The sequence below is a fragment of the Scandinavium sp. genome (assembly GCF_051650185.1).
GTDB lineage: Bacteria > Pseudomonadota > Gammaproteobacteria > Enterobacterales > Enterobacteriaceae > Scandinavium.
The window spans coordinates 1-26,526 of the sequence record NZ_JBOFIN010000070.1 but is presented as its reverse complement, the minus strand read 5'-3'; the positions used below and the strand labels follow the sequence as shown (position 1 = coordinate 26,526).

Annotated in this window: 27 protein-coding genes and 1 pseudogene; 19 read left to right on the top strand and 9 right to left on the bottom strand. The window is 54.3% G+C overall.

Going from position 1 to position 26,526, the window contains the following annotated elements; all coding sequences use genetic code 11:
* The first annotated feature begins 195 nt into the window (after positions 1-195).
* The 12 genes from ACRCWW_RS08675 to ACRCWW_RS08620 all read left to right on the top strand — a co-directional run bounded on the left by ACRCWW_RS08675 (position 196) and on the right by ACRCWW_RS08620 (position 10,433).
* Positions 196-417 carry a hypothetical protein gene (locus tag ACRCWW_RS08675; RefSeq protein WP_438682048.1) on the top strand — a complete coding sequence of 74 codons (222 nt, stop codon included), beginning with the start codon at positions 196-198 and terminating at the stop codon, positions 415-417.
* 90 nt (positions 418-507) lie between these two features.
* Complete coding sequence (locus tag ACRCWW_RS08670; RefSeq protein ID WP_438682047.1) at positions 508-1,158, top strand: hypothetical protein; 651 nt, start codon at positions 508-510, stop codon at positions 1,156-1,158.
* Between the two features lie 46 nt (positions 1,159-1,204).
* Entirely contained in the window at positions 1,205-1,591 is a 387-nt protein-coding gene (locus tag ACRCWW_RS08665) for a DUF3085 domain-containing protein (RefSeq protein ID WP_438682046.1), read from the top strand.
* A gap of 383 nt (positions 1,592-1,974) precedes the next feature.
* Positions 1,975-2,403, top strand: coding sequence for a DUF3577 domain-containing protein (locus tag ACRCWW_RS08660; RefSeq protein ID WP_438682045.1), 429 nt, complete (start codon positions 1,975-1,977; stop codon positions 2,401-2,403).
* Positions 2,404-2,481: 78 nt separating this feature from the next.
* Entirely contained in the window at positions 2,482-3,135 is a 654-nt protein-coding gene (locus ACRCWW_RS08655; protein ID WP_438682044.1) for a DUF3275 family protein, read from the top strand.
* A 76-nt stretch (positions 3,136-3,211) separates the two neighbouring features.
* Positions 3,212-3,580 (top strand): hypothetical protein, encoded by a 369-nt coding sequence (locus tag ACRCWW_RS08650; RefSeq protein WP_438682043.1) that lies wholly within the window; start codon positions 3,212-3,214, stop codon positions 3,578-3,580.
* Entirely contained in the window at positions 3,577-4,194 is a 618-nt protein-coding gene (locus ACRCWW_RS08645; RefSeq protein ID WP_438682042.1) for a hypothetical protein, read from the top strand. Before ACRCWW_RS08650 ends, ACRCWW_RS08645 begins: the two co-directional genes overlap by 4 nt.
* Positions 4,195-4,277: 83 nt before the next feature.
* Positions 4,278-5,381, top strand: a complete 1,104-nt coding sequence (locus ACRCWW_RS08640) for a DUF6094 domain-containing protein (protein ID WP_438682041.1) — start codon at positions 4,278-4,280, stop codon at positions 5,379-5,381.
* Positions 5,382-5,416: 35 nt separating this feature from the next.
* Positions 5,417-5,719: a hypothetical protein gene (locus tag ACRCWW_RS08635; protein WP_438682040.1), complete on the top strand. Its 303-nt coding sequence runs from the start codon at positions 5,417-5,419 to the stop codon at positions 5,717-5,719.
* Between the two features lie 117 nt (positions 5,720-5,836).
* On the top strand, positions 5,837-8,098 hold the full coding sequence (locus tag ACRCWW_RS08630; RefSeq protein ID WP_438682039.1) for an SNF2-related protein: 2,262 nt from the start codon (positions 5,837-5,839) through the stop codon (positions 8,096-8,098).
* Positions 8,099-8,214: 116 nt separating this feature from the next.
* Positions 8,215-8,478: a hypothetical protein gene (locus ACRCWW_RS08625; RefSeq protein WP_438682038.1), complete on the top strand. Its 264-nt coding sequence runs from the start codon at positions 8,215-8,217 to the stop codon at positions 8,476-8,478.
* A 155-nt stretch (positions 8,479-8,633) separates the two neighbouring features.
* Complete coding sequence (locus ACRCWW_RS08620; protein WP_438682037.1) at positions 8,634-10,433, top strand: DNA topoisomerase III; 1,800 nt, start codon at positions 8,634-8,636, stop codon at positions 10,431-10,433.
* An 88-nt stretch (positions 10,434-10,521) separates the two neighbouring features.
* Here ACRCWW_RS08620 and ACRCWW_RS08615 read toward each other — a convergent pair whose 3' ends face one another.
* Positions 10,522-10,953, bottom strand: coding sequence for a hypothetical protein (locus tag ACRCWW_RS08615; RefSeq protein ID WP_438682036.1), 432 nt, complete (start codon positions 10,951-10,953; stop codon positions 10,522-10,524).
* 603 nt (positions 10,954-11,556) lie between these two features.
* Between ACRCWW_RS08615 and umuD the strand changes: the two genes are divergently transcribed.
* From umuD to ACRCWW_RS08590, 5 genes are all read left to right on the top strand, one after another.
* Positions 11,557-11,997, top strand: a complete 441-nt coding sequence (gene umuD / locus ACRCWW_RS08610) for a translesion error-prone DNA polymerase V autoproteolytic subunit (protein WP_438682082.1) — start codon at positions 11,557-11,559, stop codon at positions 11,995-11,997.
* A 7-nt stretch (positions 11,998-12,004) separates the two neighbouring features.
* Positions 12,005-13,261 (top strand): translesion error-prone DNA polymerase V subunit UmuC, encoded by a 1,257-nt coding sequence (gene umuC, locus ACRCWW_RS08605; RefSeq protein ID WP_438682035.1) that lies wholly within the window; start codon positions 12,005-12,007, stop codon positions 13,259-13,261.
* Positions 13,262-13,617: 356 nt separating this feature from the next.
* A complete protein-coding gene (locus tag ACRCWW_RS08600) occupies positions 13,618-13,755 on the top strand; it encodes a Com family DNA-binding transcriptional regulator (protein ID WP_438682034.1) in 138 nt (45 codons plus the stop codon).
* Positions 13,756-13,805: 50 nt separating this feature from the next.
* Entirely contained in the window at positions 13,806-16,082 is a 2,277-nt protein-coding gene (locus ACRCWW_RS08595) for a DNA cytosine methyltransferase (protein ID WP_438682033.1), read from the top strand.
* Positions 16,083-16,222: 140 nt separating this feature from the next.
* Positions 16,223-16,513, top strand: coding sequence for a hypothetical protein (locus ACRCWW_RS08590; protein ID WP_438682032.1), 291 nt, complete (start codon positions 16,223-16,225; stop codon positions 16,511-16,513).
* A 323-nt stretch (positions 16,514-16,836) separates the two neighbouring features.
* On the opposite strand, the gene ACRCWW_RS08585 is transcribed toward ACRCWW_RS08590, so the two are convergent.
* Genes ACRCWW_RS08585 through ACRCWW_RS08550 form a run of 8 tightly spaced genes read right to left on the bottom strand, consistent with a single transcriptional unit; the run spans position 16,837 to position 25,172 of the window.
* On the bottom strand, positions 16,837-18,099 hold the full coding sequence (locus ACRCWW_RS08585; protein WP_438682031.1) for an MFS transporter: 1,263 nt from the start codon (positions 18,097-18,099) through the stop codon (positions 16,837-16,839).
* A complete protein-coding gene (locus tag ACRCWW_RS08580; protein WP_438682030.1) occupies positions 18,089-20,521 on the bottom strand; it encodes a lantibiotic dehydratase in 2,433 nt (810 codons plus the stop codon). The genes ACRCWW_RS08585 and ACRCWW_RS08580 overlap by 11 nt, the downstream gene beginning before the upstream one ends.
* Complete coding sequence (locus ACRCWW_RS08575; protein WP_438682029.1) at positions 20,508-21,293, bottom strand: hypothetical protein; 786 nt, start codon at positions 21,291-21,293, stop codon at positions 20,508-20,510. Before ACRCWW_RS08575 ends, ACRCWW_RS08580 begins: the two co-directional genes overlap by 14 nt.
* Positions 21,283-22,197, bottom strand: a complete 915-nt coding sequence (locus ACRCWW_RS08570; RefSeq protein WP_438682081.1) for a DUF692 domain-containing protein — start codon at positions 22,195-22,197, stop codon at positions 21,283-21,285. Before ACRCWW_RS08570 ends, ACRCWW_RS08575 begins: the two co-directional genes overlap by 11 nt.
* 54 nt (positions 22,198-22,251) lie before the next feature.
* On the bottom strand, positions 22,252-22,374 hold the full coding sequence (gene tglA, locus ACRCWW_RS08565) for a 3-thiaglutamate biosynthesis pearlin carrier peptide TglA (protein WP_438682028.1): 123 nt from the start codon (positions 22,372-22,374) through the stop codon (positions 22,252-22,254).
* A gap of 12 nt (positions 22,375-22,386) precedes the next feature.
* Positions 22,387-23,505, bottom strand: a complete 1,119-nt coding sequence (locus ACRCWW_RS08560) for a site-2 protease family protein (RefSeq protein ID WP_438682027.1) — start codon at positions 23,503-23,505, stop codon at positions 22,387-22,389.
* Positions 23,502-24,413 (bottom strand): class I SAM-dependent methyltransferase, encoded by a 912-nt coding sequence (locus tag ACRCWW_RS08555; protein WP_438682026.1) that lies wholly within the window; start codon positions 24,411-24,413, stop codon positions 23,502-23,504. Before ACRCWW_RS08555 ends, ACRCWW_RS08560 begins: the two co-directional genes overlap by 4 nt.
* A gap of 9 nt (positions 24,414-24,422) precedes the next feature.
* Positions 24,423-25,172 carry a methyltransferase domain-containing protein gene (locus ACRCWW_RS08550; protein WP_438682025.1) on the bottom strand — a complete coding sequence of 250 codons (750 nt, stop codon included), beginning with the start codon at positions 25,170-25,172 and terminating at the stop codon, positions 24,423-24,425.
* A gap of 89 nt (positions 25,173-25,261) precedes the next feature.
* On the opposite strand from ACRCWW_RS08550, the pseudogene ACRCWW_RS08545 reads away from it, so the two are divergent.
* Together ACRCWW_RS08545 and ACRCWW_RS08540 are read left to right on the top strand one after the other, a co-directional pair.
* Positions 25,262-25,354: pseudogene (locus ACRCWW_RS08545) on the top strand (RNA-guided endonuclease TnpB family protein); the annotation flags it as partial.
* A 343-nt stretch (positions 25,355-25,697) separates the two neighbouring features.
* A complete protein-coding gene (locus ACRCWW_RS08540; RefSeq protein WP_438682024.1) occupies positions 25,698-26,414 on the top strand; it encodes an IclR family transcriptional regulator in 717 nt (238 codons plus the stop codon).
* Positions 26,415-26,526: the final 112 nt, after the last annotated feature.

The following is a 26,526-nucleotide window of genomic DNA, read 5'->3' as shown; positions in this document are numbered from 1 at the left end:
TTCCCGGTGAAACTGTTTCTTATTTGATGGCCGGGCACGATGGCCTTTATGGCGCCCGGTAATACAGGCTGCAAATTACCCGCAATACACTTGCGATGCCTGAGCCCTTTGACATCTGTAACGGCTGAAATCAGATGGTGCAACGTTGATTGCACAGCCGTTTCCTCTACACGTGAAACAAACAGGATTGTCTCTATGAACTATTCCGGTAATGAAGAATTACGGCAGGATATTGCCTGCCTCAATAATGCCGCTGAGGCGCTGTATAAACAATGTCTGGCACTTGAAAAGAAGTATCGCTGGAACAGCGATGATTTATTAAAGGCACTGGCCGGACAGTTATTACGACAGGCCACCAGTCAGTGCCATGAAATCCATCGACAGATATGGGAAATGGATCTGATTTTCTCAGATTAATATTTTTCTTTGAATATGACACCACCCTGCAGGGGATTTACTCCCGGCGGGATAAATCCCTTTTTCATTTCTGATTAAGAGGATAACCCTATGACTTCCCGCTATTTATCCGATGACTACAACGTCGAATATACCATCGAGCAGATACGTACCGTTCCGCCCGAAGCGTGGAATATGTTTATCTCGTCAGTGGCGAATATTTACCACCGGTTGCCATTCTGCTTTCGCCCGGTTAATCCCCGTTGCGGGAATAAACGGACCGGGGTATTTGGCCTTTTTGCTCCTGGTGGTTCAGGCTCGTCGTCTGATGAACTGGTGTTCAGAGGTTTGCCGGATGAAGGCTGTGCTGCGCGGATTATCACAATAACCCGTGAAAATCGGTGCGACACCCTGGATGCAGACATCATCGTTTCAGAGCACCAGATGTCGGTAGATTTGTTTACCCGACAGGTCTTACTGGCGCTGCACAATGTGTGTGGCGAATATTTTCAGGTGCATTCCACAGCAAGCGCCTGTTCATGGGGGCTGCCGCTGGCGTTGCTGAACATGCATACCCCTGATTTTTGCGGCTGGGTTGCGCCCGACAAGGTGAGATATTCACAGGCGTTTACCCACAGGCATGCCTGGCTTGTCGAACAACTGATGACACACAGTCTGACGCTGAGTCTGGGTATCGATTTGTCCCAGGACCGCTGGGAAGCGATAGCAGAGGCTGAGTTTCAGTTATACCGCGCATGCTAACTCCCGTCATTTTTATCCCTGACCCAAAACCATTGAGGAATTAACGATGTCTCATAAAAATAGTGTGCTTTTTAAAGCAGCACTCCTGGTGCCTGTTATTCAGGAAGCCCGTCAGCACGGCTGTAATATTGCACTCGTCAAAGATGACGGGCTGTATATGCTGTCTGAAAAAGGGCCGATAAACCCGGCAACGCGGCGTCGTCTGGTGGCCTATGCTGAAGGCTTTGACCCGTCGCTTGTGGTGTTTGATGAGTGGTATCACCCGCTGCATGATATCTGCGGCGGTGATGATTTTGTCGAAACGCTGGAGGCGGATTCACCGCTCTTTGACAGGGTAGTGAATAACAGCGTTAACCTTCGGGTTGAATTTACCGCATCGTCATTTCTGGTGACGCCGGTCATACCGGATAAACCCAAAGAAGAACAAACATAACGTTAAATCCCCTGTGCAGTCTGGCGGGGGATTTTTTTGTACCTGTCGTCATGAAATCAGGCATGCCGACTTTCATGAAGTTCATCTTTCACCGCATTTTTCCTTTTTTCGGCATTATCAGTTTCCCCTGTTTTATCGCTTTCTGATGGTGTTCACTGAACCTGCAATATCCATCCGTGTGATGGGCCTTATGATCGCCGGGCTGAAAGCGATCCGCACTTCTGGTGCCATGCCTTCCCTTAGATGCCTGTAACGACTGTAATCAGGTACTGTGCTCCGGCACAACGTCGTTGACCTTCACTGATATCACATTGCACTTCACCCCTGCGGGAGACATTCCCGTCCGGGTTGTCTCCGCCATTATTTTCTGATGGAGACACATCATGAATACTGAACAACGTTATTTCGACCTGCATACCCGCGGCATTGGCTACGTTAATCGTCTGCGCACTGTCACGCCAAATAAGGGCAATCCTTTTATGGCCTGTACGATTGCAGCGCTTCGCGGCAATGCCGATGAAGCGGAATACACGTACATCGATGTCCGTGTGTATAACGACAAAGCCTGCGTGCTGCTTGAACAATGCCAGGAAGCGCTGGGCAATAAGCAAAAGGTCCTTATCGCATTTACCGTTGGCGATATTTACCCCGAATGTTTCACCTATGAGAAGGGCGATAAAAAAGGGAAGGCAGGCTGCAGTATTAAGGGCCGTCTGATCCGAATCTCTCTTGTCAAAATTGACGGGCACGAGGTCTACAACGAAAAAACGCAGGAGCCACAGGAGCCTCAGCCTGCTGAGGCTGATGCCTGATTTTTTTCATTATCGTAACGGAGAACAGGGCCGCCAGGCTCTTTTCTCCGCCTCTTACCCCCACTCAGGAATATCAACATGAATCCTTCCACACACTCTCCGGTCATTGTGACCGGCAAACTGGTTATCAAAACCATCAACGGGCGTAACGGTGAATTTAACGTGGGCCTGCTGGAAACCGCCATCGGGAGCTTTTCTGTCAAGGACAGGGAGCTTGAGCAGTACACCGCTGGCGTCTACCAGGGACAGTTCATTATCGGGCGTATCTTTATGCATTCATGGAGCTACGGCGCGAATTCCGGTACGGAAATTCGGGCCCGGCTTGATGAAATGTGTATCGAGACCAACGATGCGCTGAACCCTGGCGATGAGCAGAAACTTTCACCGCCGGTCAACGATCCGCTGGATGAAGAAGGCGATGCTGCTGTGTCAGTTACGTCTGCAGCGATGCCTGAGCCAGCGCCTGAAAAGGCACCCACAACGCCTGCTGCGAAAGCGACATCAGGTGAAGCACTACGCCCACAGTTTACCGTCCCGTCACCTGCTGAGCAGGATGCTGGCGATAAGGCACTCTTCGGTGAACTCTGGCCGCTGGGCGAGATGGTGAAACTTGATGCCACTTCTCCCCGACAGGTGCTGCGCCAGCAGAAAGCCCGTCTGACACAACTGGGTTATGACTTCAACGCCCAGGAACAGCAGTTTGTGAAAACAGCAGAACCCGTTCTGCACTGATCTTTTCGACATTTAACTCACCCACTGTCGGGTTTTCCCGACAGGGAAAACTCGCCATTTAATGAAGGAGTTTTCTATGAACGGTGACTTCCAATATTCATCCCGCGAGGAATTGATTCGGGCTCTGAACCGGCCAACATGTGACGGGGACAGTCTTCACCAGCCCCTGGCGCACTCGCTGCAAGGTGATGTGCTGTGGTCTCTTGTTCGGGTAACCATGCTGATTGATACACCCGAGCGTTCTGCCGGGCTGTCAGCGACGTTTATCTTCTGTGATTTACTGCTGCAATCCGCAGGGATGTGGGGTAATCAGAGCTTCATCGAAGCGAATGAACTCCGCCATTTCGACTGTCCACTGGACTATCTTGAGCGGACGCACGCGATGTCCACACTGTGGCGTACCCGGGTGCGTTTGTATCATTTAGCGCAGGGAGCACAGTCATGAACACGCTGCTGAAACTCACTGACATCCCGCACATCATGTCCGATGGCTATCTCTGCGATGAGCGCCGCGGGTTGCTTTTCCTCTCTCTCTGGGGACGGGATACTGCTATCCAGGAACTGCTCGCCCGTCTGACGCTGAAAAATGAAGAGGGACTGAGCCAGCTGACGCTTGTCAGTGACGCACTTCATGAACACCTGCTGTTTCCGGGCGATAGTCTCGATAAACGCTCCTCACGTCATCCACGCACCCGTTTTGGCGAGCTTATCAACCTCTGGCTGTTCGACAAACGCTGTCTTGAGCCTGACCGGGCTAATGGTCTCGCTTTTTTGCTGCTTAAACGCGATGACCCGCACTGGCGCGAGCGCGTCTGGGTACTGCTTCAGGAGACCTCCTCGCTGCCGCTGCTGCCGCACTGGCAGGGTGTCATTCTTGAGATGTTGCAGACAGGCGACATGCTGACCCCGGTTGGCGGCTACGGCGATGTGTCGGGCTGGCAGCTGGCACTGGATACCCCACGGCTCACAGAGCAGATCCGCAAGGCTATTGTGGCCGGGATCCTCACAGTGGACTCGGGGCAGAACAGTGCCGTGGTGTCATCACGCTATGCCGCCTGACCGCCATCCTCAACCCCTCCCAAAGGCAGTACCCGGTTACCGGGTACACCTTTCTTTATTCACTCTGTTCAGGAGTACTCGCTATGTCCCTGATGTTTCCCCGCCTTGCGCGTAATTTTGTCCGCAACGGCTATTTCCCTACCGATGAAGTGACGCTGGAGCATCTTCTCGGCGCGCTCGATCCTGACGATGGCAACGGCCCAATCCGCCTGCTTGATCCCTGTGCGGGTGAAGGTGTGGCGGTGACGGAGTTTGCCTGCCATCTCGGTGAGCGGGCACAGGCGTACGCTGTTGAGTTTGATGCTGAACGAGCGGCGCATTGCGCGACGCTCGTTGATGTGTCACTGCACGCTGATCTGATGGATACCGTCATCTCGCAGCAGAGCTTTTCGCTGCTGTTCCTGAACCCGCCCTATGGCGACCAGGTGAAGGATGATGCTCCCTCTGAAGAGAAAAGCGGACGCCAGCGTCTGGAGAAGCTCTTTTATCAGCGCACCGTGGACACCCTGATGTATGACGGGATCCTCATCCTGATTGTGCCGTTTTACACCCTGGATAAAGCCTTCTGCGGCTGGCTTGCCAACAGCTTCACCGATGTGCAGTTGTTCTCAGCGGCCACCGAACAGTTTAAACAGGTCGTGTTCATGGGTCGGCGTGTGCGCCGGCATCAGCAAAAAATGGCGGCAGTACAGAGCGTATTTCAGACCCTTTTCGCAGTCGGTAAAGGGGATGAAAAAGCGGTATCACTGCCTGAATGCTGGTCTGCACCTTACCGTATCCCTTCTGTTCGCCAGGAGCTGAAACACTTCTACCGGGTCACCCCCGATCCTGTTCAGCTTGCTGAAGATATTCAGCAAATTCAGGGGCTCTGGCCTTCCTTTACAACGCTTCTGAGTATCGCCCCGCAGGTACCCAGACCGCCAGCCCGTCGCTTATCGCGCTGGCATCTGGCGCTGGCCCTGGCGGCTGGTGCTGTCAGCGGAGTTATCACTTCACCTTCTGGTCGCACGCTGGTTGTCCGTGGCACGACCTGGAAGGTAAAACAGCGCAAGACCGACTTCACCGAAGATGACGAGGGCAACATCACTGAAGTCATCACGATGACCGACCGCTTTGTACCGGCGATTTCTGCCTGGGACATGACGCCTGATGCAAAGACCTACGGCGAACTGCTGTCCATTCGCTGAGCGTTACTGCGTAATTTTCAACTGAGGAAATACTGATGACACCACTATTTTCACCGGGCTGCCTGTATGTGACGCCGGGTATTCACGCGCTGATCCGCCGTGGCATGAAACTGATGCCTTTTCTGCAACGTCATACCCTGGGGGACTGGGGAAACATTGGCACTGAGCAGAAGGTGGCGAACCACCATGCGATTCGCCATGGAAAACACATCCGCTCGGCGTACCTCGTCACACCCTGTACCACGCTTCTGATAGAGACACTGAGTGGGTCAACCACGCTGAAACTGTCGGATGAACTCACCGATCGCCGACTTCGTTACCGGCACCTCGGCTCCTGATCAGCAGCACCCTCATGATTATGCTGCGACTGGCATAAATCACCTTACTCGCTTCATCACCCTCGTGGGACAACCTCCCACCGGGGCAGGTCTGTCCCTTTTTTAAGGAATACGACCATGACTGATGAAACTGTTGTTCTCACTGAACCAGAAACCGACGCTTTCCCGGACATTGCCGCGGGCGATATGTCGCTGAACGCGTTTATCGACGAGTTTGGCAGCAGCCTGCTGGACAACCTGAACAGTGCGCTGCCGCCAGTGTATGACGGCACACCGGATCTGCGGCGTCAGGTCATCATGGACTCACTCTCACGTAAACCCTTCCCCGCACAGGCGGAAGTGGTGCAGGCGGTGACAAAACTGCTCATTGAACGTAACGAGCATGCTGCCATCGTCAACGGCGAAATGGGCTGCGGCAAAACACTGTTAGCCATTGCCACCGCGGCAGTTCTCTACCATGAAGGTTACCGGCGCACGCTGGTGCTCTCGCCGCCTCACCTGGTCTATAAGTGGCGACGTGAAATTATGCAGACGGTTCCCGAGGCCCGGGTCTGGGTGCTGAACGGCCCCGATACCCTGCTCAAACTGATGTTGCTGCGTGAACAGCTTCATCTGCCGGCCACCGGTCCCGAGTTTTATATTCTGGGGCGGGTACGCATGCGGATGGGGTATCACTGGCAGCCGGCGTTTGCGCTACGCCAGCATGGCGGTTTTCACTTTGGTGTCTGCCCTGACTGCGGTACCCGCATTCAGGATGCAGACGGTAACTGGATGACGGCCGAGGTGCTTCGTCACGAAGACAGACCCCGCAAGTGTACGGCGTGCAATACGCCACTGTGGACGCTGATGCGACCGACAGCCGTGTCGGGTGATTTGCAGTCAGCAATGGTCAGTAAAGCGCTGAAGCGTATTCCAACGGTCGGTGACGCCACGGCAAAGCGGCTTAAATCCACCTTTGGTGATACGTTCCTCGCGTCCATGCTGGGCGATAACCTCTATGAGTTCATCAACCTGATGGACGGGCACGGTGAAATGGTGTTCTCCGACCGCCAGGCACAGCGCATGGAGCGCGCAATGGCAAACATGGAGTTCGGATTTGGTGAAGGGGCTTATCAGGCCAGTGAGTTCATCAAGCGCTATCTCCCCCGAAACACCTTTGATCTCATGGTGGTGGATGAAGGCCATGAATACAAAGGTGGCAGTTCGGCACAGGGGCAGGCGATGGGGGTTCTGGCTTCACAGGCCCGCAAAGTACTGTTGCTGACCGGCACGCTGATGGGGGGCTATGGTGATGATCTGTTCTTCCTGCTGTTTCGTATTCTTACTGCACGCATGCTGGAAGACGGGTATCAGCCGGGGCGCAACGGCAGTCTGAACACTGCTGCCATGCAGTTTATGCGCGATCACGGCGTGCTGCGGGAAGTGTTTTCCGAACGCAGCGGTGATGCGCATAAGACAGCGAAAGGTAAGAAGATGTCGGTACGCGTATCAAAGGCACCGGGCTTTGGGCCGGTTGGTGTGCTGCGCTGTCTGTTGCCGTTCACGGTGTTTCTCAAACTCGCCGATCTTGGCAGCGGCATTCTGCCGCCTTACGAGGAAGAGTTCCGGGAAGTGGCGATGACGGATGCGCAGCAGACGGCATACGGCGAACTGACGCAGACGCTGACAACGACACTGCGACAGGCGCTGGCGAAACGGGATAACACCCTGACCGGAGTGGTGCTCAATGCGCTGCTCGCCTGGCCCGAGTGTTGTTTTCGCAATGAAACCGTGAAGCACCCGCGTACCCGTGAATTGCTGGCTTTTGTTCCTGCATTGTTTGACGACATGCAGGCGACGCCGAAGGAAGAGGAGCTGACCACGCTGTGTCTGGAGGAGAAAGCCGCAGGCCGTAAGGTGCTGGCGTACTCCACTTACAGCGGGACCCGTGACACCACTTCACGCCTGAAAGCGTTGCTGACACAGGCCGGGCTTCGAACTGCCGTACTGCGTGCCAGCGTTCCCCCGGAGCAACGGGAGGACTGGGTGGCTGAGCAACTGGAGCAGGGCGTGGACGTCATTGTCACCAACCCTGAACTGGTTAAAACCGGGCTTGATCTGCTGGAGTTTCCGACCATCGTGTTTATGCAGACGGGCTACAACGTCTTTACGCTGTTACAGGCGGCGCGCCGTTCCTGGCGCATTGGTCAGACGGAAGCGGTCAGGGTTATCTATCTCGGTTATGCCGGAAGTTCACAGATGACCTGCCTGGATCTGATGGCACGCAAAATCGCTGTAGCCCAGAGCACCGCCGGCGATGTGCCGGAATCGGGGCTGGACATTCTCAACTCAGACGGAGATTCGGTGGAAATCGCGCTGGCTAAACAACTGGTCGCGTAGTCCCCTCGCACTCCTGACTTTCTTTCTTACTTCCTTCTTTTATTTCCAACTCAACGGGAGGTTTCTGCGACAGCAGAAACCTCCTTCACCCACCTTTACTTTTACGAGGCATTATTATGCAGACTCATCATGTTAACCAGCCTGATGCAATGAACGATGGGCGTGAACGTAATAAAATACTGGCTGAATACCAGTCGTATATTATTGACGAACTGATTACGGACTTTGATGAACTGGTGACATTCTGGATGGTGGACTGCGGTTATGATGAAGGCGAAATCAAGCGCTTTCGCTGGCCTGAAGTCGGCGCTATGGCGCGCCATTTATATCACCCGTCGCTGGTGGCATTTGCCCGTAAGGTGGCATGGACCCATATCTGAAGCGAGTATTTAATCTCTCACTTCATAACAGAGTTTACGGTATTTCTTTCGACACCCACTTTCTATGATGGCGCGGTATTTCTCTCCCGTCATACATGGGCTCTCAACCCGTTCGGGCATCATCTTCTGATGCCCGTTTTTTTACCGGAGTGTCGATGAAACTGTTTTTATGTGAGAAACCCTCACAGGGGCGTGATATTGCCCGTGTGCTGGGGGCAACAAAAAAAGGCGAAGGATGCCTGAGTGGTAACGAAATAATCGTGACCTGGGGCTTTGGTCATCTGATGGAAATGGTTCCGCCTGAATATTACGACGCGAAATATAAAAAATGGACGCTGAGTGATTTACCCGTTATTCCGGCGCAATGGCAACTGGCCGTTAAACCTGAGGCGAAAAAGCAGTTTGCGGTTATCCGCAGGCACCTCAAAAAAGCACAGGCGGTGGTGATTGCCACGGATGCTGACCGTGAGGGGGAAATGATTGCCCGTGAAATTCTGGATGCCTGCCAGTATCGGGGGCCACTTTCCCGCCTGTGGCTATCTGCTTTGGATGAAGCCAGTATCCGCAAGGGACTGGCGACACTCCGACCCGGTGAGAGCACCGAAGCGCTGTATCAGGCTGGTCTGGGACGTGCGCGAGCCGACTGGCTGTGTGGCATGAATCTGACCCGCTTGTTTACGCTCAAAGGCCGCAAACCCGGTGAAAAAGGCGTGTACTCTGTCGGGCGTGTTCAGACACCGACGCTCAGGCTGATTGTGGACAGGGACCGGGAAATAGCGAACTTTGTGCCTCACGATTACTGGACGCTGGTGGTGCAGCTGCGTGGCAAAAACAGCGGGTTTCAGGCGCAGTGGCTGGCACCGGAAAGTGCCAGCGATGAAGAAGGGCGCTGTATTCGTGAGGCGGTGGCACAGCAGGCTGCCCGTGAAATAAAACAGAGCGGGCAGGCCATCGTAACCGCCACGGAAACAAAGCGTGTGAAAACTGCCGCGCCGCTGCCATTTGACCTCGGTACCCTGCAGCAGCATTGCTCGAAAAAGTGGGGCATGGGCGCACAGCAGGTGCTGGATATTGCCCAGAGCCTGTACGAGACCCACAAAGCCACGACCTACCCGCGCACAGACTGCGGCTATCTGCCACTGTCGATGCTCGCTGACGTACCACAGGTGCTCCGTGCTTTATCGGCGAGTGTCCCGGCTTTTACCCGGTTACTTGCCGCCTGCAATCTGCAACAAAAGAGCCGGGCCTGGAATGACAGTAAAATCACCGCGCACCACGGCATTATTCCCACGATGCAATCTGCTGATACCAGCAGGATGAGTGACGATGAGCGCCGGGTATACGACCTTATCTGTCGGCACTATCTCGCGCAGTTTTTGCCACTCCATGAAGCGGATAAAACCCGGATACAGCTGAGTTGTGGCATTCAGCAGCTGCTGGCGCAGGGGAACGTGGTCATTGTACCGGGCTGGAAACAGGCGTTTGGCGATAATGATGCCGCCGGTGATGACACACAGGTGCTACCCGCGCTGGTGAAGGGAGAACAGTGCGCTGTCAGCGGAGTGACCATCACGCCATTGCAGACCCGCCCGCCGGAGCATTACACCGAAGGAACACTGATTGCGGCGATGAAGAATGCCTCTCGCTTTGTGACCGATGAACGGCTTAAACAGCGGCTGAAAGAAAGCGCCGGGCTTGGCACCGAAGCAACCCGGGCGGGGATTATCGAGACACTCCTCAGACGGGGTTATATTCGTAAACAGAAGCGCCATTTAGTGGCGACGGACAGCGCCAGAACGCTGATGGACATGCTGCCGGCTATCATCAAAGATCCCGGTATGACTGCACTGTGGGAACAGGCATTGGATGATGTTGCTGTCGGAAAATTACCTCTGGCCATATTCCTGCAAAAACAGTCCACCTGGATAGGAGCGATGGTGTCACAGAACATCTGAGACGTGGTTGCTGATAGTCCGTCGTTTCCTGAATATTACTTCTGTCTACGAAAGGCGTGTGCCGGATATTCATCTGGCACACAGGGCTCTATTTATTCTTTTCCAGTACAGAGAGTAAGAAAAATGCGGTAACAAAGCTGGCATAATACCATATTGCTTCAATATGAATAACTGACGACATTCGGTCTCCGGCAAAAATCCCGGTGAACCCGAAGGTCAGGAGTAATACTATGCTGACCAGGGTGATGAATTCATTTGTCCCGGCCTGCAGGAGAGCAAGCAGGAAATAGATAATAAATGCAGTCGCTGTGGCAAAGAACGTTTTTCCGGCAAAGATTATGACTGTTTTTATTATTTTTAATGCTTCATTATCATCTGCATGCAGTGATAATACGTGGCCATCAAAATCTAATGAAAATGGGCTCTGAACAATATAACAAGCGCAGAGCAGGGGTAAGACAATCACTTTGCATAAATCTTTCAGGTTTTTTATATCAGATATTTTAGGTAGCAGGTCCATTTTTTCTCCAGTCGTATTGTTTGCATTTCTCATGTGACTACATGAAGGGTTCAGGATGACTGTAGAGTCTATCATTTCTGACTGGTTGCTGACTGTGCTTTATAAATACAGCGATTTGTTGCGGTCAAAGTGAAATAAATATGGTTAAGTGAATTTGAGTTTACCATTACGCCCGTTATTACATTGTTTCACTATGAGCATGTTCCATGCCGATGGCAGGCCCGCTGGGCCTGGGGGCATTACCTGTGAAAACAGGCGGCTGCTCAGAGAGCACAACCGTACCCCGCAACACCTCAACAGTAATCGTCCCGGCGCACAGGCAGGATCGTAGTAAAACCACGTCTCCGGGAAATACTCAGGCTGCCCTTCGTCGCTGTGGGGCAGCTTTTCTTCATCGCGAAAACTGAGGTTTGCCCTGCCTTTATATTCTGATGACTCGTTTCAAGGAGGTAACAGAAATCGTAGCCCGATCAGATGGATATGGTTTTTGTTCTGGATCTTTGTCATGAAGATTGAAAAACGTATTCTGATAATTATACTGTATGCATGAACAGTATTAATTGTAACCTGGAGTTGTGTATGGATCCTGCCAACAAATCCCTGATGTATGCCTCTGACCGTGAAGGGGTAAGTGGTTTTGTGCCGGAACTGGCAACTACTATCGCATTACCTCTCTTTGGACATACCTGTGCGGCAGGGTTCCCGAGCCCGGCGGCGGACTACGTTGAAGCAACGCTGGATTTAAATACTTACTGCATCCGGCATCCTTCTGCGTCGTATTTTGTACGGGCGTCCGGTGATTCCATGTCGGAAGGAGGGATCCTCTCCGGCGATCTGCTGGTGGTGGACAGAGCGGTGAAACCGGTGCATGGCAGCATCGTGATCGCTGCTATTGATAACGAGTTCACCGTTAAAAAGCTGGTGCTGCACCCGAGGCCCGCGCTGATGCCCATGAATCCGGCTTACAGCCCCATTTACATCAACGACACCGATGAGCTGGATATTTTTGGCGTGGTGACGCACAGCGTCCACAGCTTTCAGTAAATCAGCCATGTACCTACTCTGTGATATCAATGCGATGTATGCCAGTTGCGAGCAGTTGTTTCGCCCTGATCTCAAAGGAAAACCTGTTGTCGTCCTGTCGAATAACGATGGCGCCTGCGTGGCGTTAAACGCGCAGGCAAAGGCTGTGGGGATCAAACGTGGGGTGCCGTACTTTCAGGTCAGTGGCCTGATTAAACAGCATAATGTGGCGGTGTTCAGCTCGAATTATGCCCTGTACGGCGACTTAAGTCAGAGAGTCAGTGCCGTGCTGGAGAGCCTGGCCCCGGAATTAACTGTTTACAGTATAGACGAATCTTTTTTGAGGGTGGATGGTATCGATGCCTGTGAATCGTTTGAGTCATTCGGTATGCGGGTACGTGACACGGTATTTCAGCACACGGGGCTGACCTGCGGTATTGGGGTGAGCCAGACTCATACGCTTGCAAAGCTTGCCAACCATGCAGCAAAGACCTGGCCTGGCACCAGAGGTATCGTGGTGCTGACTGAACGCCAGCGACAGAGGAAACTGATGTCGCTGCTTCCGGTCTCTGAAGTCTGGGGTATTGGGCGTAAACTTAGCGCCAGGCTTGAGGCGATGGGTATCAAAACAGCGCTCGACCTCGCGGATACGCATCTGCCGTTTGTCCGCAAAACTTTCGGTGTGACGGTGGAGCGAACAGTCAGAGAGCTTAACGGCATATCCTGTATCTCTGTCGAAAGCCTGCCGGCAAAAGAGCAGATCATTTCGAGCCGCAGCTTTGGTGAGCGCATTACCGATAAACAACAGATGCATGAAGCCATTTGCCAGTATGCCGAAAGGGCTGCACAAAAACTTCGCGGTGAGCGCCGCTATTGCCGACATATCACGGTGTTTATCCGGACCAGTCCTTTTTCTGGCGATCCTTATTACAGCAATGCTGCCAGCAAAACGCTGATGACTGCCACACAGGATACCCGCGATATTATTGCCGCGGCGATGCGTGGACTGGATGAGATCTGGCGTGATGGCTATCGCTATCAGAAGGGAGGCATCATGCTGAACGATTTTACCGACAGAGCCGGGCAAATCGACCTGTTCGACGACACACCTCCACAGGCCAACAGTGAAGCGCTGATGCAAACGCTGGACAGACTCAACCGGTATGGCAATCAGGTCTGGTTCGCCGGGCAGGGCATCAGCAAGGACTGGAAGATGAAACGAGAATGGCTTTCACCGGCGTACACCACCAACTGGAAAGCGCTGCCGGTTGCCACGGTTAAGTAGCTCGTTTTTCTTCAGCATGCGGTATTGAGTTTATTTTTTTCTGTCCGGAGTTTTCAGTCAAAATAGCCGGACATGGCTTATGCAATTTTGCCCTGCGCCGGTGCCGACCGGCAACCAAACGGAGCCTTTTGTGCGAAAGCGCCATGCTATGGATCCGTATTCCCGTAAGCGGATCGGTCTGGCCTGACGGTCATACCAGGGAATTGTCTCTACTGATTTTTCATACGTTCAGGCTGTGCCTGCAAGCGTCGTTATGCGGCGCTTTCCTTTTCTTCTCTTATCTGAGTTTTCGGTTTGCGCCTGGGCGACGAAGCATCATGCTGCCCGGATGTTCCCTGCGAGAGACGAGAGGTGCCATGCCCGACAAAAAAGCTGAACAGCCGCTGCGCTGCGGCCATTGCCAGCGACTGCTGGCGATAGCCGGTACGTTTACCACCCTGCACATCAAATGCCCACGCTGTAAAACCCTGAACAACTTCACCCACAGCCACTGAGCTGCCTGACCGAATGCCTCTGAGCATCCCCGCCTTCCGGGAGGGGAATCGTGACCCAAAAAATTTTAACCTATGGTTCCGTCTGTAGCGGCATTGAAGCCGTCAGCGTGGCCTGGCGAAATTTGCCATTCAGGCCCGTCTGGTTCAGTGAAATCGAGGCGTTCCCGTCTGCGGTGCTGGCGCAGCACTGGCCGACTGTGCCCAACCCTGGCGATATGACGTTGCTTGCAGCGCAGATAGCGAAAGGGGCTATCTCCGCTCCCGATATTCTCGTCGGGGGAACCCCTTGCCAGTCCTTCAGCATTGCCGGTCTGCGTCAGGGTCTTGGTGATCTGCGCGGACAACTGACCCTTGCTTTTGTGGAGCTTGCCGATGCCATTGATGAAAAACGCCGCGAACGCGGAGAACCCGCCTGCATTATCCTCTGGGAAAACGTCCCCGGTGTTCTGTGCTCCCGTGACAACGCATTTGGCTGCTTTACGGGCGCACTTGCCGGCGAAAGCGTTCCATTACAGTCTCCAGGGAAGCGCTGGTCAGACGCAGGTATTGTGTCTGGCCCCGCGCGCACTGTTGCCTGGAGACTGCTCGATGCACAATTTTTCCGTCTGGCACAACGACGCCGGCGTCTGTTTGTTATCGCAAGTGCTCGAACAGACATCAGTCCCGTCGAAATACTTTTTGAGTCCGGTGGCGTGCGCCGGCATTCTCCGCCGTGCCGAAAAGCGGGGCAAGACGCTTCCGGAGCGTCTGGAGCAGGCACTGCGCTTTGTAGCCACTGGGATGGTGCAGACCTCCCCCATCCAACCCTGAGTCAGGCGTTTAATACTGGCGGTATCGGTCAGTCCGGGCAGGAGCTCTTCAGCCAGCGCGGGGCCGGGATAGTGATGGCGAGCCTCGGTATTGATGAAGAGCACAATGTCGGCGATGAGTTATTCGGAACGCTTAAGGCACACGGGAGCGGGGGCTTTGAGGGGGCAGTGGCCTGTTCGTCCGTCAGAGGCGATATCGCGCATGCGCTGACGGCAACGGCAAAGGGTGCCAGTGAAGACGGCACGGGCCGGGGAACGCCGATCATCAGCACGTACAGGATGCTGTCTTTTGGCGAATACAGCAACGATGAAACAGCTTCCACCTGCAAGGCCCGTGATGGCAGGGGGGCGACCGACCTGATGGTGGTGTCTGAACATCGTGGGGCAGAGACAACATACGGCATTCCGGGCAACTGGATTGGTCGCTCACCGGAAAACGGCGGCAATGCCACTGCACCAATGGTAAACCTTTCTCCGTGCCAGACGAAAACAGACCGACACGGCGTGGCCTGTGCTTTCAAAGCCGGGCAAGGCGCAAAAGCCCGCAGTATCGGTTTTGCGGTGGAGCAGTCCCCGACGCTGACCAGCGCCATCAGTGGCTCCTGTCTGGCTCCTGCTGCGTTGATACAGGCGACAGAACTGTTGCAGGGCTCCGCTTTTGCACAGAATACCCGCAATGAAGTGAGAGTGCTGGGGGGCGACGGACAGATTGCCGGAGCTGTCTGTGCGGTGTCTGGTGTAAAACAGACCACCCACTGGTGTGGCGTGGATATGGCGGTCCGCCGCCTTATCCCGCTGGAGTGCGAGCGGCTTCAGGGATTTCCTCCTGCAAACCAGACTTGTACCATTACGCAGATGTCGTCAGAGATTGACCCTGAATCAGTAATGCCGCTACCGGTGCTGATGCATCTGAGCATTGATGCAGAGCTGAAGGTGTTGAGCGTGTACCCATTGGGAGGAGAGTGCCTGACGATACCTTTTGCCGACACGAACAGTGAGTACCCATCAGTTGTACCTATGGGCGATCTGGTGAGGTTGATTGCGGTCATGCTGTCGGTGGCAGAGGTGGCGCTGACGGATAATGCCGAAGTCGTGCTGACCGATGCTGATATCACGTTGTGCCGTTGCGCTGACCACTATAGCGCAGCACTGAACGGGGCAACGAAGGCCTGGGTGTCCTGCGACAACAGTATGTTGGCGGAAAGAGTGAAAAAGGCGCTCACCGCTGCGGCCCGAAAACAAAAGCAACACCGGCCCACAGTATCAGATTTGCCTGACCTGTTCAGTCTGGTGGCAACGATTGTGACCTCACTTTTCCCGACGTCTGTGCGCCTGCCGCCAGGATGGGCGTTCACCCTTGAACTGCGAAAAGGATATACGCAAATCCCCTGGCGCGGTAAATGTGACATCGATTGTCCGGATGGCCCGCGCTACAAGGCTCTGGGTAATTCGATGGCGGTGCCGGTGGTGCGCTGGCTAGGCGAACGGATAAGTCAGGCCTGTTTTCCACATCGGTAGTGTCACAACCGTCTGCGTGCCACAGGCGGTTTTTCTTCTGTTTTGCAAACTGAGTTATCCCTCATCAGCAGCGACCCGCTTTGCTCTACTGCAACAGTGTCCTGCTGTTGGCCGCAGGCGTTTTGCTACCGGAGAATAAAATGATAGATGAGAATACAGATATACAGCTGCAGCTCAGCTTTTTGCATAACGCGGAGAAACAGGCAGTGCAGGGGATGCTGCTGACGGCGCTTGAACACGGTTTTCAGCTTAATGACCTGTTGCTACTGGCATCTGTGTATAACGCAAGCGCCGCGATGCTGGAGTACCGTAATGGCGAGTGTGTTGTGAATTATGCCACGGCTGAGGGCTACGACAGACGTAACTTTGGCCTTCATTATCAGGATGCATTTGATTTTGCAGAGGGATTTGGGACCTGGTGGTATCAGTAATCCAGATCCGCTTCTTCTGATCGTAGCCTCAAAGGGCTGTGAGGCTTTGCGGACATATCTTGTCACTGAAGATAGTATTAATGGCGGCTATGTGCCAGAGGCGGACATTTTGTCTCTCTATTCAGGCGGCTAAATTCAGTAAACCACTTCAGTCAGCTATAACACCGTTATCTAATTAGATGGCAATAGCCCCGGGGTGTAGCGGGGCTGAGACTGATGACAAACCCCTCACCAAAGCTTTTGCTTAAGGGTGCTTCACCTATCAGACCTACAAAATCAACGTCTTATGCTAAGCTCGCAGGCCAGGAAAGCCTGCGCCTTTGTTAAGCGACGCGCTTCCAGGGCCTGAACGTCAGCCAAAGCAGCAGCCCCGGCACCTGCAAGGCAATCAACAGCCCCAGCGACCACTGATAAGCGACTACCGGGAAATGCCCGTCAGTGCTGCCCCAGTGGCTGATCACCGCGCCCATCAGCCACTGCACTACGAAGGCTAGCACGAACACTAGCAGGTTGAACGAGGCGCTTACCCGGCCTGCCAGCGTCGGCTCAACGGACTGCGCCACGATGGCATAGTTCATGGTTGCGGCGGTGCCAAAGAAGCTGAACCCCATGGTGATCGCCAGCGGAGATACCGCAATGCCGCTTAGCATCAGCACCTGCAACAGCACGAAAATCGCCACGCCACCGCCGCAGATCATGATTGGCTGCACGCCGTAGCGGCGCAGGTAGTCAGTCAGCCAGCCAAAAAAGAGCGAACCTGCGACCATTGCCACGGTTCCCGCCATCAGCGCGGTCGCCATTTGCGAGCTGCTGAGGCCTGCAACATCGTGCAGCCACGGGCCCATCCACAAGGCCAGAATCGCCATGTAGGTTGCGTGAGCAAACACCGAATAGAGCCCTAAGCGCCAGAATGTCCACGAACGATACAGACGTCCCACTTCGCGGCACATGTCGCTGAAGCGGGTGTTCTTCGGAGTGAAGGGGCCGCGCACGGAGAAGTGAATGACTGCGCTGATGGCCACGGTTAATCCCGCCAGGATCAGGAACGCTTCGCGCCAGCTGATCCAGTGCAGGGCGGCATGCAGCGGCGAGGTGGAGGCCATCGCGCCCAGGCCGCCCACCGACAGCAGGCAGGCCGTGCTCAGTGGTAGTCTCTCCACCGGGAGCCAGATGGAGCAGGCTTTGATGGCGCTCATCAGCGAGCCCGCAACTCCCAGGCCAATCAATCCCCGGCCAATCAGCAGTCCGGCTTCGCTGTGCGAAAGGGCAAATATCACCGAGCCCAGTGCGGCAATCAGCAGCATCGGGCTCTGCACCGAGCGGGGGCCGTAGCGGTCGAGCATGACGCCTAACGGCAGCTGCGCCGCCGCAAAGGTCAGGAAATAGACCCCGGTTAACACTCCCAGGCTCTCTGCCGGCAGATGCAGCTCGGTGGCCAGATCGTTATAAATCACCGCGTTAACCGTGCGATACAGGTAAGAGATGAAATGCCCCATCCCGAACGGAATAAAAATGGTTAAGAACAGCATGCCAAAGCTTTTTTTCGCTTCCTGTACGGCCGCGACTGAAATCGGTTCATTCGACATTCTCAGCAATCTCCTGGCTTTTGGGTGAGAAAGTAGTACGGATCTCGCAGCAAACCCGACCCCGCTGATCCTCGAGCCAGAGGGCGTCCGGCGCGGGCAGCATTTCTGATACGTTAATCGTTTTCGCTTTCTTTAACGCGGTCGCCAGCGCATCGAGTGACAGCGGGTTGTCGAAATCGGCAAACAGCGGTTTTGGCTCACTGTCACATTTCACAAATATCCAGCGTGGCAGCTGGTTTTGCTGTCGCCAGCATTGCCATTGCAGGAAGCTGGCAAATTCGTCGGCAGCGCTTTCCGGCCAGCCTTCGCCGTGGAATACCCAGGTTCGGCGTTTTAATACGCAGCGATTGAGCAGTATGCGGCGCGGATCGTGGCGAGGAACGACGTCGCCCGCCAGCGTGAACAGCAGCTGATGCAGTGCGGTGGCGTTAACGCACAGCAGGTCCTCTTCAAACCGTTCTTCTCTGTCGCCCACGATCAGGCGTCCTTCGCGGCAAAACAGCAGCGCGCGCCCGACGGGATAACGCCGGGAGGTGGCAACGGTGCCGCCCCCGCCGGGTAAAATCAGCTGTGCGTAGTTGCTGACCAGCGGCCAGTCGATATGGGAGCGCTGGTAGCCTTCAGGGGAATCGGCCAGCATCATGCGTTCGCGGCCCAGCAGCTCGTTGAGCGCCGCTTCAATTTCCCTGGTGAATGGGCAAAACGGCGCGGCGACGGGCTGGCTGAGGGTGTGCACGCCGGGGTGAGTTTCTCCCAACACAATCTGATACTCGCCCCGGTTTAGCGCGGCCTGGCTGGCGGCCGACAGCATCAGGTCCGGTGAGTGGAAGTTATCGCCAAATACCTGAAACGCAGCGGCTGCGGTGCTCTGCTGCTGCAAGGCTCTCAGCACCTGCGTCAGTGGCTCCGGAGTCAGCCGCAGTTCTTCGTCCCGCATACTGGTCAGCAACGGCTGCCAGGCCTCATCCAGCATGGCGCGGATCTGCGAACAGATCTGTTGCTGGGTGGCGGCCTGACGCGGCTGAAGAGCGTGCAAAAAAGCCAACAGGCTGATGGCGTTCTGTTGTTTTGCCGCGGCGAGTTCCTGATAAATCGTCAGCCATGCCTGATGTAGCAGGAAGGCACAGCTACGCGTCAGCCATTGGTAAAGCGCCATTAGCGGGGCTAAATCGCTATCCAGCTGGCGCTGTAAGTCGCGGCTAAAGGTGACGCTGCTGCTGCGGGCACAGTCCTCATAGACCGGGTAGCGTCCGACGTACATTTTTCCGCTTTCGCGCTGCAAGGACACGCCCGCCGCTCTCAGCGCTTCATTAAGGGCTGCCAGAGCCCGCTGGCGCTGTGGTAAATCGCCGCCTGCGTAGGTTTCCCGCAGGGCTTCCAGATGAGAAAATCGTTCCGACCACAGCGCGATAAAGTCAGCGGGCAGCTTCGTGGCTCGCATACTCTGTAATAAGGTGTTGAGCGCATCAGGATCGCGCGGGGAGAGGGCAAAACCACGCTGCACAATCCCGCTTGCCACCAGGTGTTCAATCGCTGCCTTGACGTTGCTGTTCAGATGTTCGCACAAGGCGTTTTCGCTGCTGTGCCTGCGCGCGAGCATGCCGACTATCTCAAGCAGCGTGCCGTTGAGCTGTCGTGATTTATTCAGCGGATAGTGCAATGTCTCGCCGTGCAGGTGACAGCCCGGGTTCAGGATCAAGGGCAGATGTTCGGGCGTCGGGCATTGCTGGTTAATCTGCGCTGTCAACCGCTGCATGACCCAGCTTTCAAAAAAAGTCTCCCGCTGTGACAGCCAGTGTCCTTCATGGCGATGGATCTGAACCAGCTCGGCTTGTTGCGGATCGAAGCGTCCCCAGGCTATCGGGCCAAAAAAGCTGCAGGTATCGTTTTTGGTGCAGAATCGTTGGGCGTAGCTCCAGCCCAGGCGAATTTTCTGTTTTTTACGGCTGTCATTTGGCGCATGGCGTTCGGCGATTAATGCCTCGATTCGCTCTGCCGCATCCGGGTTCGAAATAAAAATGGCTTCTGCCACTTCATCCTGAAGCAGGAAATCAATGAGCTGCTGACGGGTCTGTTCGCTGAATTCCGCAAACTCCGGGCGCAGCAGGTCTTCCTGTTCGGCGATGGTTAACGTCAGCTGCTGCCATTCGGCCAGGGGTTGCGCTAACACCTCACGCAGCGCCAGCGGCAAATCACTGACGCTGACGGGCTGCTGTTCGTTCAGCTTGCGGACGAACTTCCGGCAGTGCTCTTCGCCGACGGCGGTAATATGCCGCCCAAAGTGCTGCCCTAGCTGCGTGCGGCGCTGGTAGAAATCCAGCAGGGTGTTCAGGGCCGGATTTTGACTAAACGGCGCGGCATGAAGCAGACTCTCCGCCGGGAAACCCGCCGACCGGAGCCAAAAGTAATTAGCGCACTGCATCGGTTTGCTCCCTCAGTTTCAGAGCATTAGCGGCAACCAGCCGCGCCAGATGCAAAGGATCCCCTTCTGATTGACCAGCCAGTTCCGGTTGAGCAAACAGCGTGGCGCTCCGCTCCGGCAACAGCAGGTATTTATGGCGGCTGGTGATATCGGGAAGTGCGATCAGCAGCGACTCTTTTCCTTCAGGCGGCATCGTTAGCCCGAGGCTTTTCTTATCCCGCAGCCACTGCGACAGGCGAAAACGGCTCTGATACAGGCGAGCCATGCCGGTCTGCGTATAACCGTCATCTGAGCCTGAGTCGGGAATCCCCTCTTTTAACGACAAATACAGTGCCACGCCTTCACCTTCCAGGCCCATTAAGTCCAGCACCGGCTCGGGAAGTGCCAGCGGCAGAGGTTCTGAACGCAGCCATAGCAGAATGTCCCGACAGTAGCTGTACACCTGCGGGCCGTAATCATGCCACTGATGTGCTTTCAGGAAGGCGCGGGAAAGCGTTGAGATATCGACGCCGCTATTGAGCAAAGCGCGCAGCGTCAGCGGGGCGCCATTTTCCAGTGCGTTGATGAATGAATTTACCAGGCGGAACTGGTAGTTCTCGATAAACCATTTGGCGCGGTCGATGTTTTCGGCATAGGTAGCGATCACTTCCTGTTCTTCTGGCGTGAAATCCTCACACTCTCCGGCCTGCCAGCGGTGGTCGAAAAGCTGCTGTTGCAGCGCTTCATTGCGCAGGATCTTGCGCCAGGTGTGCCAGGCAATTTTAGCGTCCATTGTTCACCACCTTTCGCTCGTTCAGCGCGCGCTGCCAGATGGCCTGGGCTCGTTTGACGTCTTTGACAATCATCGATTCATCGCTGGCTTCCATCACCCTGGTCAGGGCGTGGTGCGCTTGGCCCTGATATTCCAGCACAATGGCGGAGGGCAGCGTCCGGGAAAGCAGATCTTCATACAGATCCCAGACGGGCTCAGGCACGGCGGAGTCATGCCAGTCGTGATATAGGCCATCCGCCCAGCTTCCTCCGGCCAGATGCACAGAAATCACCCGTTCCAATGGCAAAGTATCAAGATAATCAGCCAGATCGAAATTCGGCAGGTTGATTGAGTTGGTATAGATGTTGTGCAGGTCGAGATGTAAAAAAGAACCGGAGCGCTGGACTAAACGTGCCAGAAACTCGGCTTCCCGCATTTCAGCTCCAGGGCAGGGCAGATAGTAGGCTGCATTTTCATGAGCCAGCGGCATGCCGTAGCGCTGCTGCAGTTCGGCGGCGCGGTCGGCGCAGCGGATCACCTCAGACTGAGAAAATTGCAGCGGGCTGCTCCAGATATCAAGCCAGGAGTCATCGCCGTAAAAACAGTGGTTGGCCACCCACGGGCTGCCGATCATCTTCGCCAGTGGAATGTGGCGTTGCACGGCAGCGGTGCTTTCCAGCGGATTAAAGCCAAAGTCGCAGCCGTAGTTGGAGTGCGCCAGCAGCGTGAAGCGCTCGCCGAGTTTCTCCAGCGTGGCTTTCACTTCCGGGCGGACGATATGCGGTCCGTCAAGCGGGGCCATGATGTTGTCGAGCAGAATTTCCAGCAGGTCGACATGTAGCGTTTCGAAGGGAAACCAGTCCAGGATCTCTGGGTTATATTGAATACCGACGCCTACCGTAGCGGGTTTTGCCATCACTGTCATATCGTCCACTATCCCCTTCAGGATAAAAATGCCCTGTTTCCAGGGCAGTGTCTGTTAAGCAAAAACTTTGCTCTCGATGACTTCGATATCGTCGAGATCGAACTCTTCAAACAGCGTGTCGGCTTGCTCTTCAGCTGCCTGGACTGGCTGGTTTTCTTCTGGTACTTCAGGTGTCATCACATTCTCTCCTCAGGGTAATAATCGGGCGATCATCATGGCAATTCCGCACCAGGCAAGAGCCCAGCCGGACACGGTTAACAGGCTGACAAGCCAGTAAAGACGGTGATTCTGCTCCTCTTCCGGGTGTTTCCCCGTAAGGCGCAAACGGCAGTAGCGTAGGGCGCGCTGACGCAATCGGGGCTGATTAAAGAATTCAGTTAGCGCCAGATAGGTATCGCCGTTAAACACCGGCAGCAGGGTAGGGATGAGCGACAGGCAGGAAGCCACCACCATCACCACGCCTAAATCGTGGAAGCCAGAACTGACCGGCATGGAAGCCCAGACGGCGATCCCTACCGCGGCGTAGTACAGGCTGGCGGTCGGGCCCATCAAAATGGTTATCGCTCGTTTTCCGGCGCTGAGAGAGGACCAGGCTCGTTGTTCAGGCCTGACCCAGCCGGTTGCCAGCAGGGTGTAAACGCCAATGCCAAAGTCTGTTACGCGCACACGATAGTGGCGGCAGCTCAGAGCATGCCCCAGCTCATGAATCGCTATTGAGCTGAGGATCACCGGGTAATGCCACCCCAGCCACGCCCAGCTTTGAGTATAAGTAGCGGCCACATCGTGGCTAAACGCCTGCCAGTGAAGGAATAAATAGCTAAAGGCAACGCCTGCCGCGAGGAGCAGAACGCCGTTAATTAGCGGAGCACACAGCCAGGGAGCCAGCTGATACAGACGATCCAGCCCGGACTGAGGGTTCATCTTGACCAAATTGATCAGCAGGAAACGCTTTAAAGGGCCATAGGTGATACCTGTGGCAGGATCCCGCTTCAGACCGCCCTCTAGTCCGTGTTGGGTCAGCAGCCCCAATTGCAACAGCCGGGCCTGAAACGCGGCCAGTTTTGGCAGGCTGACGATCGCCCGCAGCTCGGTTTTGGCCGACAGCTGAACCTGTTCCAGCGAACGCTTGCCGTCGAAAAGTCGCGCCAACGCTAGTTCGGCCTGGCCGAGCTCATAGGCGATGTCGGTGCCGGGATCGTAGATACGAAATTTCGGCTTTGCTCCGCTATCGACAGGCTCACAAACCAGCTCCGAACGGTATCGGACCAGACTGGTGTCTGCGGCGATGGGTAAAACGCTTTCGCTCATGCGTTCACCACAGCGTCAAACCACGGGCGATAAACCTGTTCGAGCCTGTCACGCCCCGTCGCACAAAGCGTTTCGAAGGCGGTATCATCAACCTGTGTCGCCCGTGCGAGCACGAACACGGCCCCCGGTCGCGTGGGTCCACACAACGGCTCTTCGGTGGTCAGGAATGGCGTCCAGCCATGCTTAATCATCAGCAGTTCAATGCTTTGTGGAGTCAGGAAGCGCCGATGATTATGAGTCAAATAGCCCTGCTGCATGCCGTGACCCAGCGCACGGCCTTCGATCAGCAGCAGGCCCTGCTCTGAGGCCATCAGCCGACATTTTTCCAGCACCTTATTGACGTCATAAACATGCTCCAGTGAGCCGTTGATAATAATCAGGTCCGCGGGTTCGTCCGTCTCCATTTCTTCTGCGCTGACCGTATCGATATTTAATCCCAGCGTTTTGCCGTAATGCGCATAGGCCACGTCCGGATCGTTACCCTTTACCCGCCAGCCTCTTTTCGCAAAGGGGATCATTAATCCGCCGGCAGAACATCCCACATCGATCAGTTGGCCTTTTTCAGGCAGCCAGGCGGCCAAGCTTTTATAAAGGTAATCCCCGCGTTTAATCTGATCGAGAAAGAAACTTTTTTCGGGTTCGCTGTCGCCAAACAAATTCAGTCGATAAAACTTATCGTAGTAGTCCTGATAAAACTGACCGCTAAAACGATATGACTGATAAATATGCCCGCATTGCCTGCATCCCATCACGGGCAATTCGACCTGGCTGTCATGTGGCCCCTGAACGCAAGATAATAACGTTAGTTTATTATTTGAATCGCAAATCTCGCAGTCTATAGACGTCGCCGGATATGCCGGGTCCATTTGCAATAAGCTCAGGTAGTGGCGAACAGATTTTGAATCCATAGGTCCCCATTATTTAATGCAGAAGAATCCTTCAAAACAGATGTGCTTAAAAATAGTCATCACATCAACAAATCCGGCACGATTGAGCATGTCCAGATTTCCAGCCGTAGAGAAGGGTTCCAGCACGCCTTTCAGCGAGCGGGACTTCGCCAGGATCTCGTGGGCGGCATAGCCCTGCTCAAACTTGTAGTCGACGTACAGGCTGCTGATGATGTCCTGAAAACGGGCATCCGGACCGCGCACTTTTTCAAATAAGACAAAAGCGCCGCCCCAGTTAAGACTCTGATAGATATGATCAAAGAGCTGCTGGCGAACCCGAGGCGGGATAAACTGCACGGTGTAGTAGGCGACGATAAAGTCACTTTTGTCATAGGGGAAATTGAGAATGTCATCGGTCAGGAAGGTGATATTTTTATGAGCCGGATGAGCGCTGAGCTGCGTCGTAGCCTGCTGCGTCATCGCCTCTTCAATATCTATTCCAATAAACTTACCGCCGTGAACATGACGCTCGGCCAGCTTGCGGGTTAATGACCCGGTTGAGCTGCCTAATTCATAAACGGTGGACTGTTTATTAATAAAGAAATCACTCAAAGAGAGAATGATATCGTGCCCGTCTTTATACTTAGGCACTGATTTTGATACATGGGAGTCAAAATTTTTTGGGGTGTTACCGCCAAAACTCCAGGCCGCATTTAATGAATCTATGCCATCACCGACGCTGTCTAAAGATGTTTCAACCGTACTCTCCATGCCTGCCATGACGCCTCCGTAATGAGGTTAATAAATTGTTAAAAATCATCGGTAATTGTTTATCAGTTTAAATTCGCATAAGCAATGACAATTTTTAGTCGAGCGGCAAAAAGATTGCCAACCCACGCCACCTTATAAACGCAAGTCGCAATCTGCGTCGAAAGCAAAAGGCACTATCGCGCAAGAAAAAGTTGTCGCAATTTTAATTACCAGCCGATAAGTTCTAACTTCTGCTCCTCGCTCTGAAGCGACTTAATGAGCCTTCTTCCTGATCGTTTCGTTTTACGCATCCAACAGCACAACACCACTTTGCCCTTTCGCTTTTTCCTGTCTGCCACACGACATATTGATTGCTGTGCAAAGGCATTACGCCTGTGATAGTTGTGTTTTTGTTTTGGCATTGTGACATATGTTGCATTTTTGATCTGATTGTTTTTGCAGCGCTGGCAGTTCCTGATACTCATATAAATACATTATATGGAACGATGTGCCGATATATGGAACATCAATTTATAACCCGTTAAGAGAATCCTGATGACCAACGTGTTGCAATCTACCGGGGTGGTATTTTCACTGCTGAATTATTTCACCCTGCAAAAACCTTCGTGGGGAGTCAGGGAGCTGGCCCGTGAAATGAATCGCAGCCCGTCGGTCATTCAGCGGGCGATTAATGTGCTGGAGCAGGAAGGGTTCCTGCTAAAAAACACGCTCAGCCGTACCTATCAGCTGGGTTATCGCTGTATCGAACTGGGTCAGTTAGCCAATGCAACATTGTCGTTTTCACATGTTGCTGAGCAGTGCCTTCGACCTGTTGTGGAAGAGTGCGGAGAGACCGTTTTCATCTATCGCCGCCGGGATGATTTTTCGGTCTGTAGTTTCATCCTCGAAAGCCAGAAGCATATTCGCTTTACCGCGACAGTGGGGGACAGGATTTATCTGCATCAGGCACCTTTTACCCAAATCACGCTGGCGTTTATGTCCGATGAAGAGCAGCAGGCCTATTTAGAACGTCACTGTCTTCAGGCCGATAACGAGCTGCAAGAAAAACTGACGTGTTGGGCTGAGCAGGGTTTTGCTAGCTCAAGTGAGGCATGGCAGCCACATACCCAGGGGATTTCTGTCCCGCTCTTTAACCAGCAGGAACAGGCTGCCGGTTCTTTATGCATCGCTGCATCCAGCCAGCGGGAAGCGCTTACCGTTTATAAAGAACTGCTGCTGACAGCCGCGAAACAGTTAAAAAATGTGATGTAGTCAATACGCTGTTACCCGTCTCAGGAGGGGAAAGCATAAAAATAAAACTCTGACAGGGGACTGATATGGCTTCAGATATTCCGGCAGGCTCCATTGAGAGCCACTCTGGTAT

Excerpts from the sequence above, each read along its gene's own strand:
- ACRCWW_RS08675 (WP_438682048.1), top strand. The coding sequence starts at position 196 with ATGAACTATTCCGGTAATGAAGAATTACGGCAGGATATTGCCTGCCTC.
- ACRCWW_RS08670 (WP_438682047.1), top strand. The coding sequence starts at position 508 with ATGACTTCCCGCTATTTATCCGATGACTACAACGTCGAATATACCATC.
- ACRCWW_RS08665 (WP_438682046.1), top strand. The coding sequence starts at position 1,205 with ATGTCTCATAAAAATAGTGTGCTTTTTAAAGCAGCACTCCTGGTGCCT.
- ACRCWW_RS08660 (WP_438682045.1), top strand. The coding sequence starts at position 1,975 with ATGAATACTGAACAACGTTATTTCGACCTGCATACCCGCGGCATTGGC.
- ACRCWW_RS08655 (WP_438682044.1), top strand. The coding sequence starts at position 2,482 with ATGAATCCTTCCACACACTCTCCGGTCATTGTGACCGGCAAACTGGTT.
- ACRCWW_RS08650 (WP_438682043.1), top strand. The coding sequence starts at position 3,212 with ATGAACGGTGACTTCCAATATTCATCCCGCGAGGAATTGATTCGGGCT.
- ACRCWW_RS08645 (WP_438682042.1), top strand. The coding sequence starts at position 3,577 with ATGAACACGCTGCTGAAACTCACTGACATCCCGCACATCATGTCCGAT.
- ACRCWW_RS08640 (WP_438682041.1), top strand. The coding sequence starts at position 4,278 with ATGTCCCTGATGTTTCCCCGCCTTGCGCGTAATTTTGTCCGCAACGGC.
- ACRCWW_RS08635 (WP_438682040.1), top strand. The coding sequence starts at position 5,417 with ATGACACCACTATTTTCACCGGGCTGCCTGTATGTGACGCCGGGTATT.
- ACRCWW_RS08630 (WP_438682039.1), top strand. The coding sequence starts at position 5,837 with ATGACTGATGAAACTGTTGTTCTCACTGAACCAGAAACCGACGCTTTC.
- ACRCWW_RS08625 (WP_438682038.1), top strand. The coding sequence starts at position 8,215 with ATGCAGACTCATCATGTTAACCAGCCTGATGCAATGAACGATGGGCGT.
- ACRCWW_RS08620 (WP_438682037.1), top strand. The coding sequence starts at position 8,634 with ATGAAACTGTTTTTATGTGAGAAACCCTCACAGGGGCGTGATATTGCC.
- ACRCWW_RS08615 (WP_438682036.1), bottom strand. The coding sequence starts at position 10,953 with ATGGACCTGCTACCTAAAATATCTGATATAAAAAACCTGAAAGATTTA.
- umuD (WP_438682082.1), top strand. The coding sequence starts at position 11,557 with ATGTATGCCTCTGACCGTGAAGGGGTAAGTGGTTTTGTGCCGGAACTG.
- umuC (WP_438682035.1), top strand. The coding sequence starts at position 12,005 with ATGTACCTACTCTGTGATATCAATGCGATGTATGCCAGTTGCGAGCAG.
- ACRCWW_RS08600 (WP_438682034.1), top strand. The coding sequence starts at position 13,618 with ATGCCCGACAAAAAAGCTGAACAGCCGCTGCGCTGCGGCCATTGCCAG.
- ACRCWW_RS08590 (WP_438682032.1), top strand. The coding sequence starts at position 16,223 with ATGATAGATGAGAATACAGATATACAGCTGCAGCTCAGCTTTTTGCAT.
- ACRCWW_RS08585 (WP_438682031.1), bottom strand. The coding sequence starts at position 18,099 with ATGTCGAATGAACCGATTTCAGTCGCGGCCGTACAGGAAGCGAAAAAA.
- ACRCWW_RS08580 (WP_438682030.1), bottom strand. The coding sequence starts at position 20,521 with ATGCAGTGCGCTAATTACTTTTGGCTCCGGTCGGCGGGTTTCCCGGCG.
- ACRCWW_RS08575 (WP_438682029.1), bottom strand. The coding sequence starts at position 21,293 with ATGGACGCTAAAATTGCCTGGCACACCTGGCGCAAGATCCTGCGCAAT.
- ACRCWW_RS08570 (WP_438682081.1), bottom strand. The coding sequence starts at position 22,197 with ATGACAGTGATGGCAAAACCCGCTACGGTAGGCGTCGGTATTCAATAT.
- tglA (WP_438682028.1), bottom strand. The coding sequence starts at position 22,374 with ATGACACCTGAAGTACCAGAAGAAAACCAGCCAGTCCAGGCAGCTGAA.
- ACRCWW_RS08560 (WP_438682027.1), bottom strand. The coding sequence starts at position 23,505 with ATGAGCGAAAGCGTTTTACCCATCGCCGCAGACACCAGTCTGGTCCGA.
- ACRCWW_RS08555 (WP_438682026.1), bottom strand. The coding sequence starts at position 24,413 with ATGGATTCAAAATCTGTTCGCCACTACCTGAGCTTATTGCAAATGGAC.
- ACRCWW_RS08550 (WP_438682025.1), bottom strand. The coding sequence starts at position 25,172 with ATGGCAGGCATGGAGAGTACGGTTGAAACATCTTTAGACAGCGTCGGT.
- ACRCWW_RS08540 (WP_438682024.1), top strand. The coding sequence starts at position 25,698 with ATGACCAACGTGTTGCAATCTACCGGGGTGGTATTTTCACTGCTGAAT.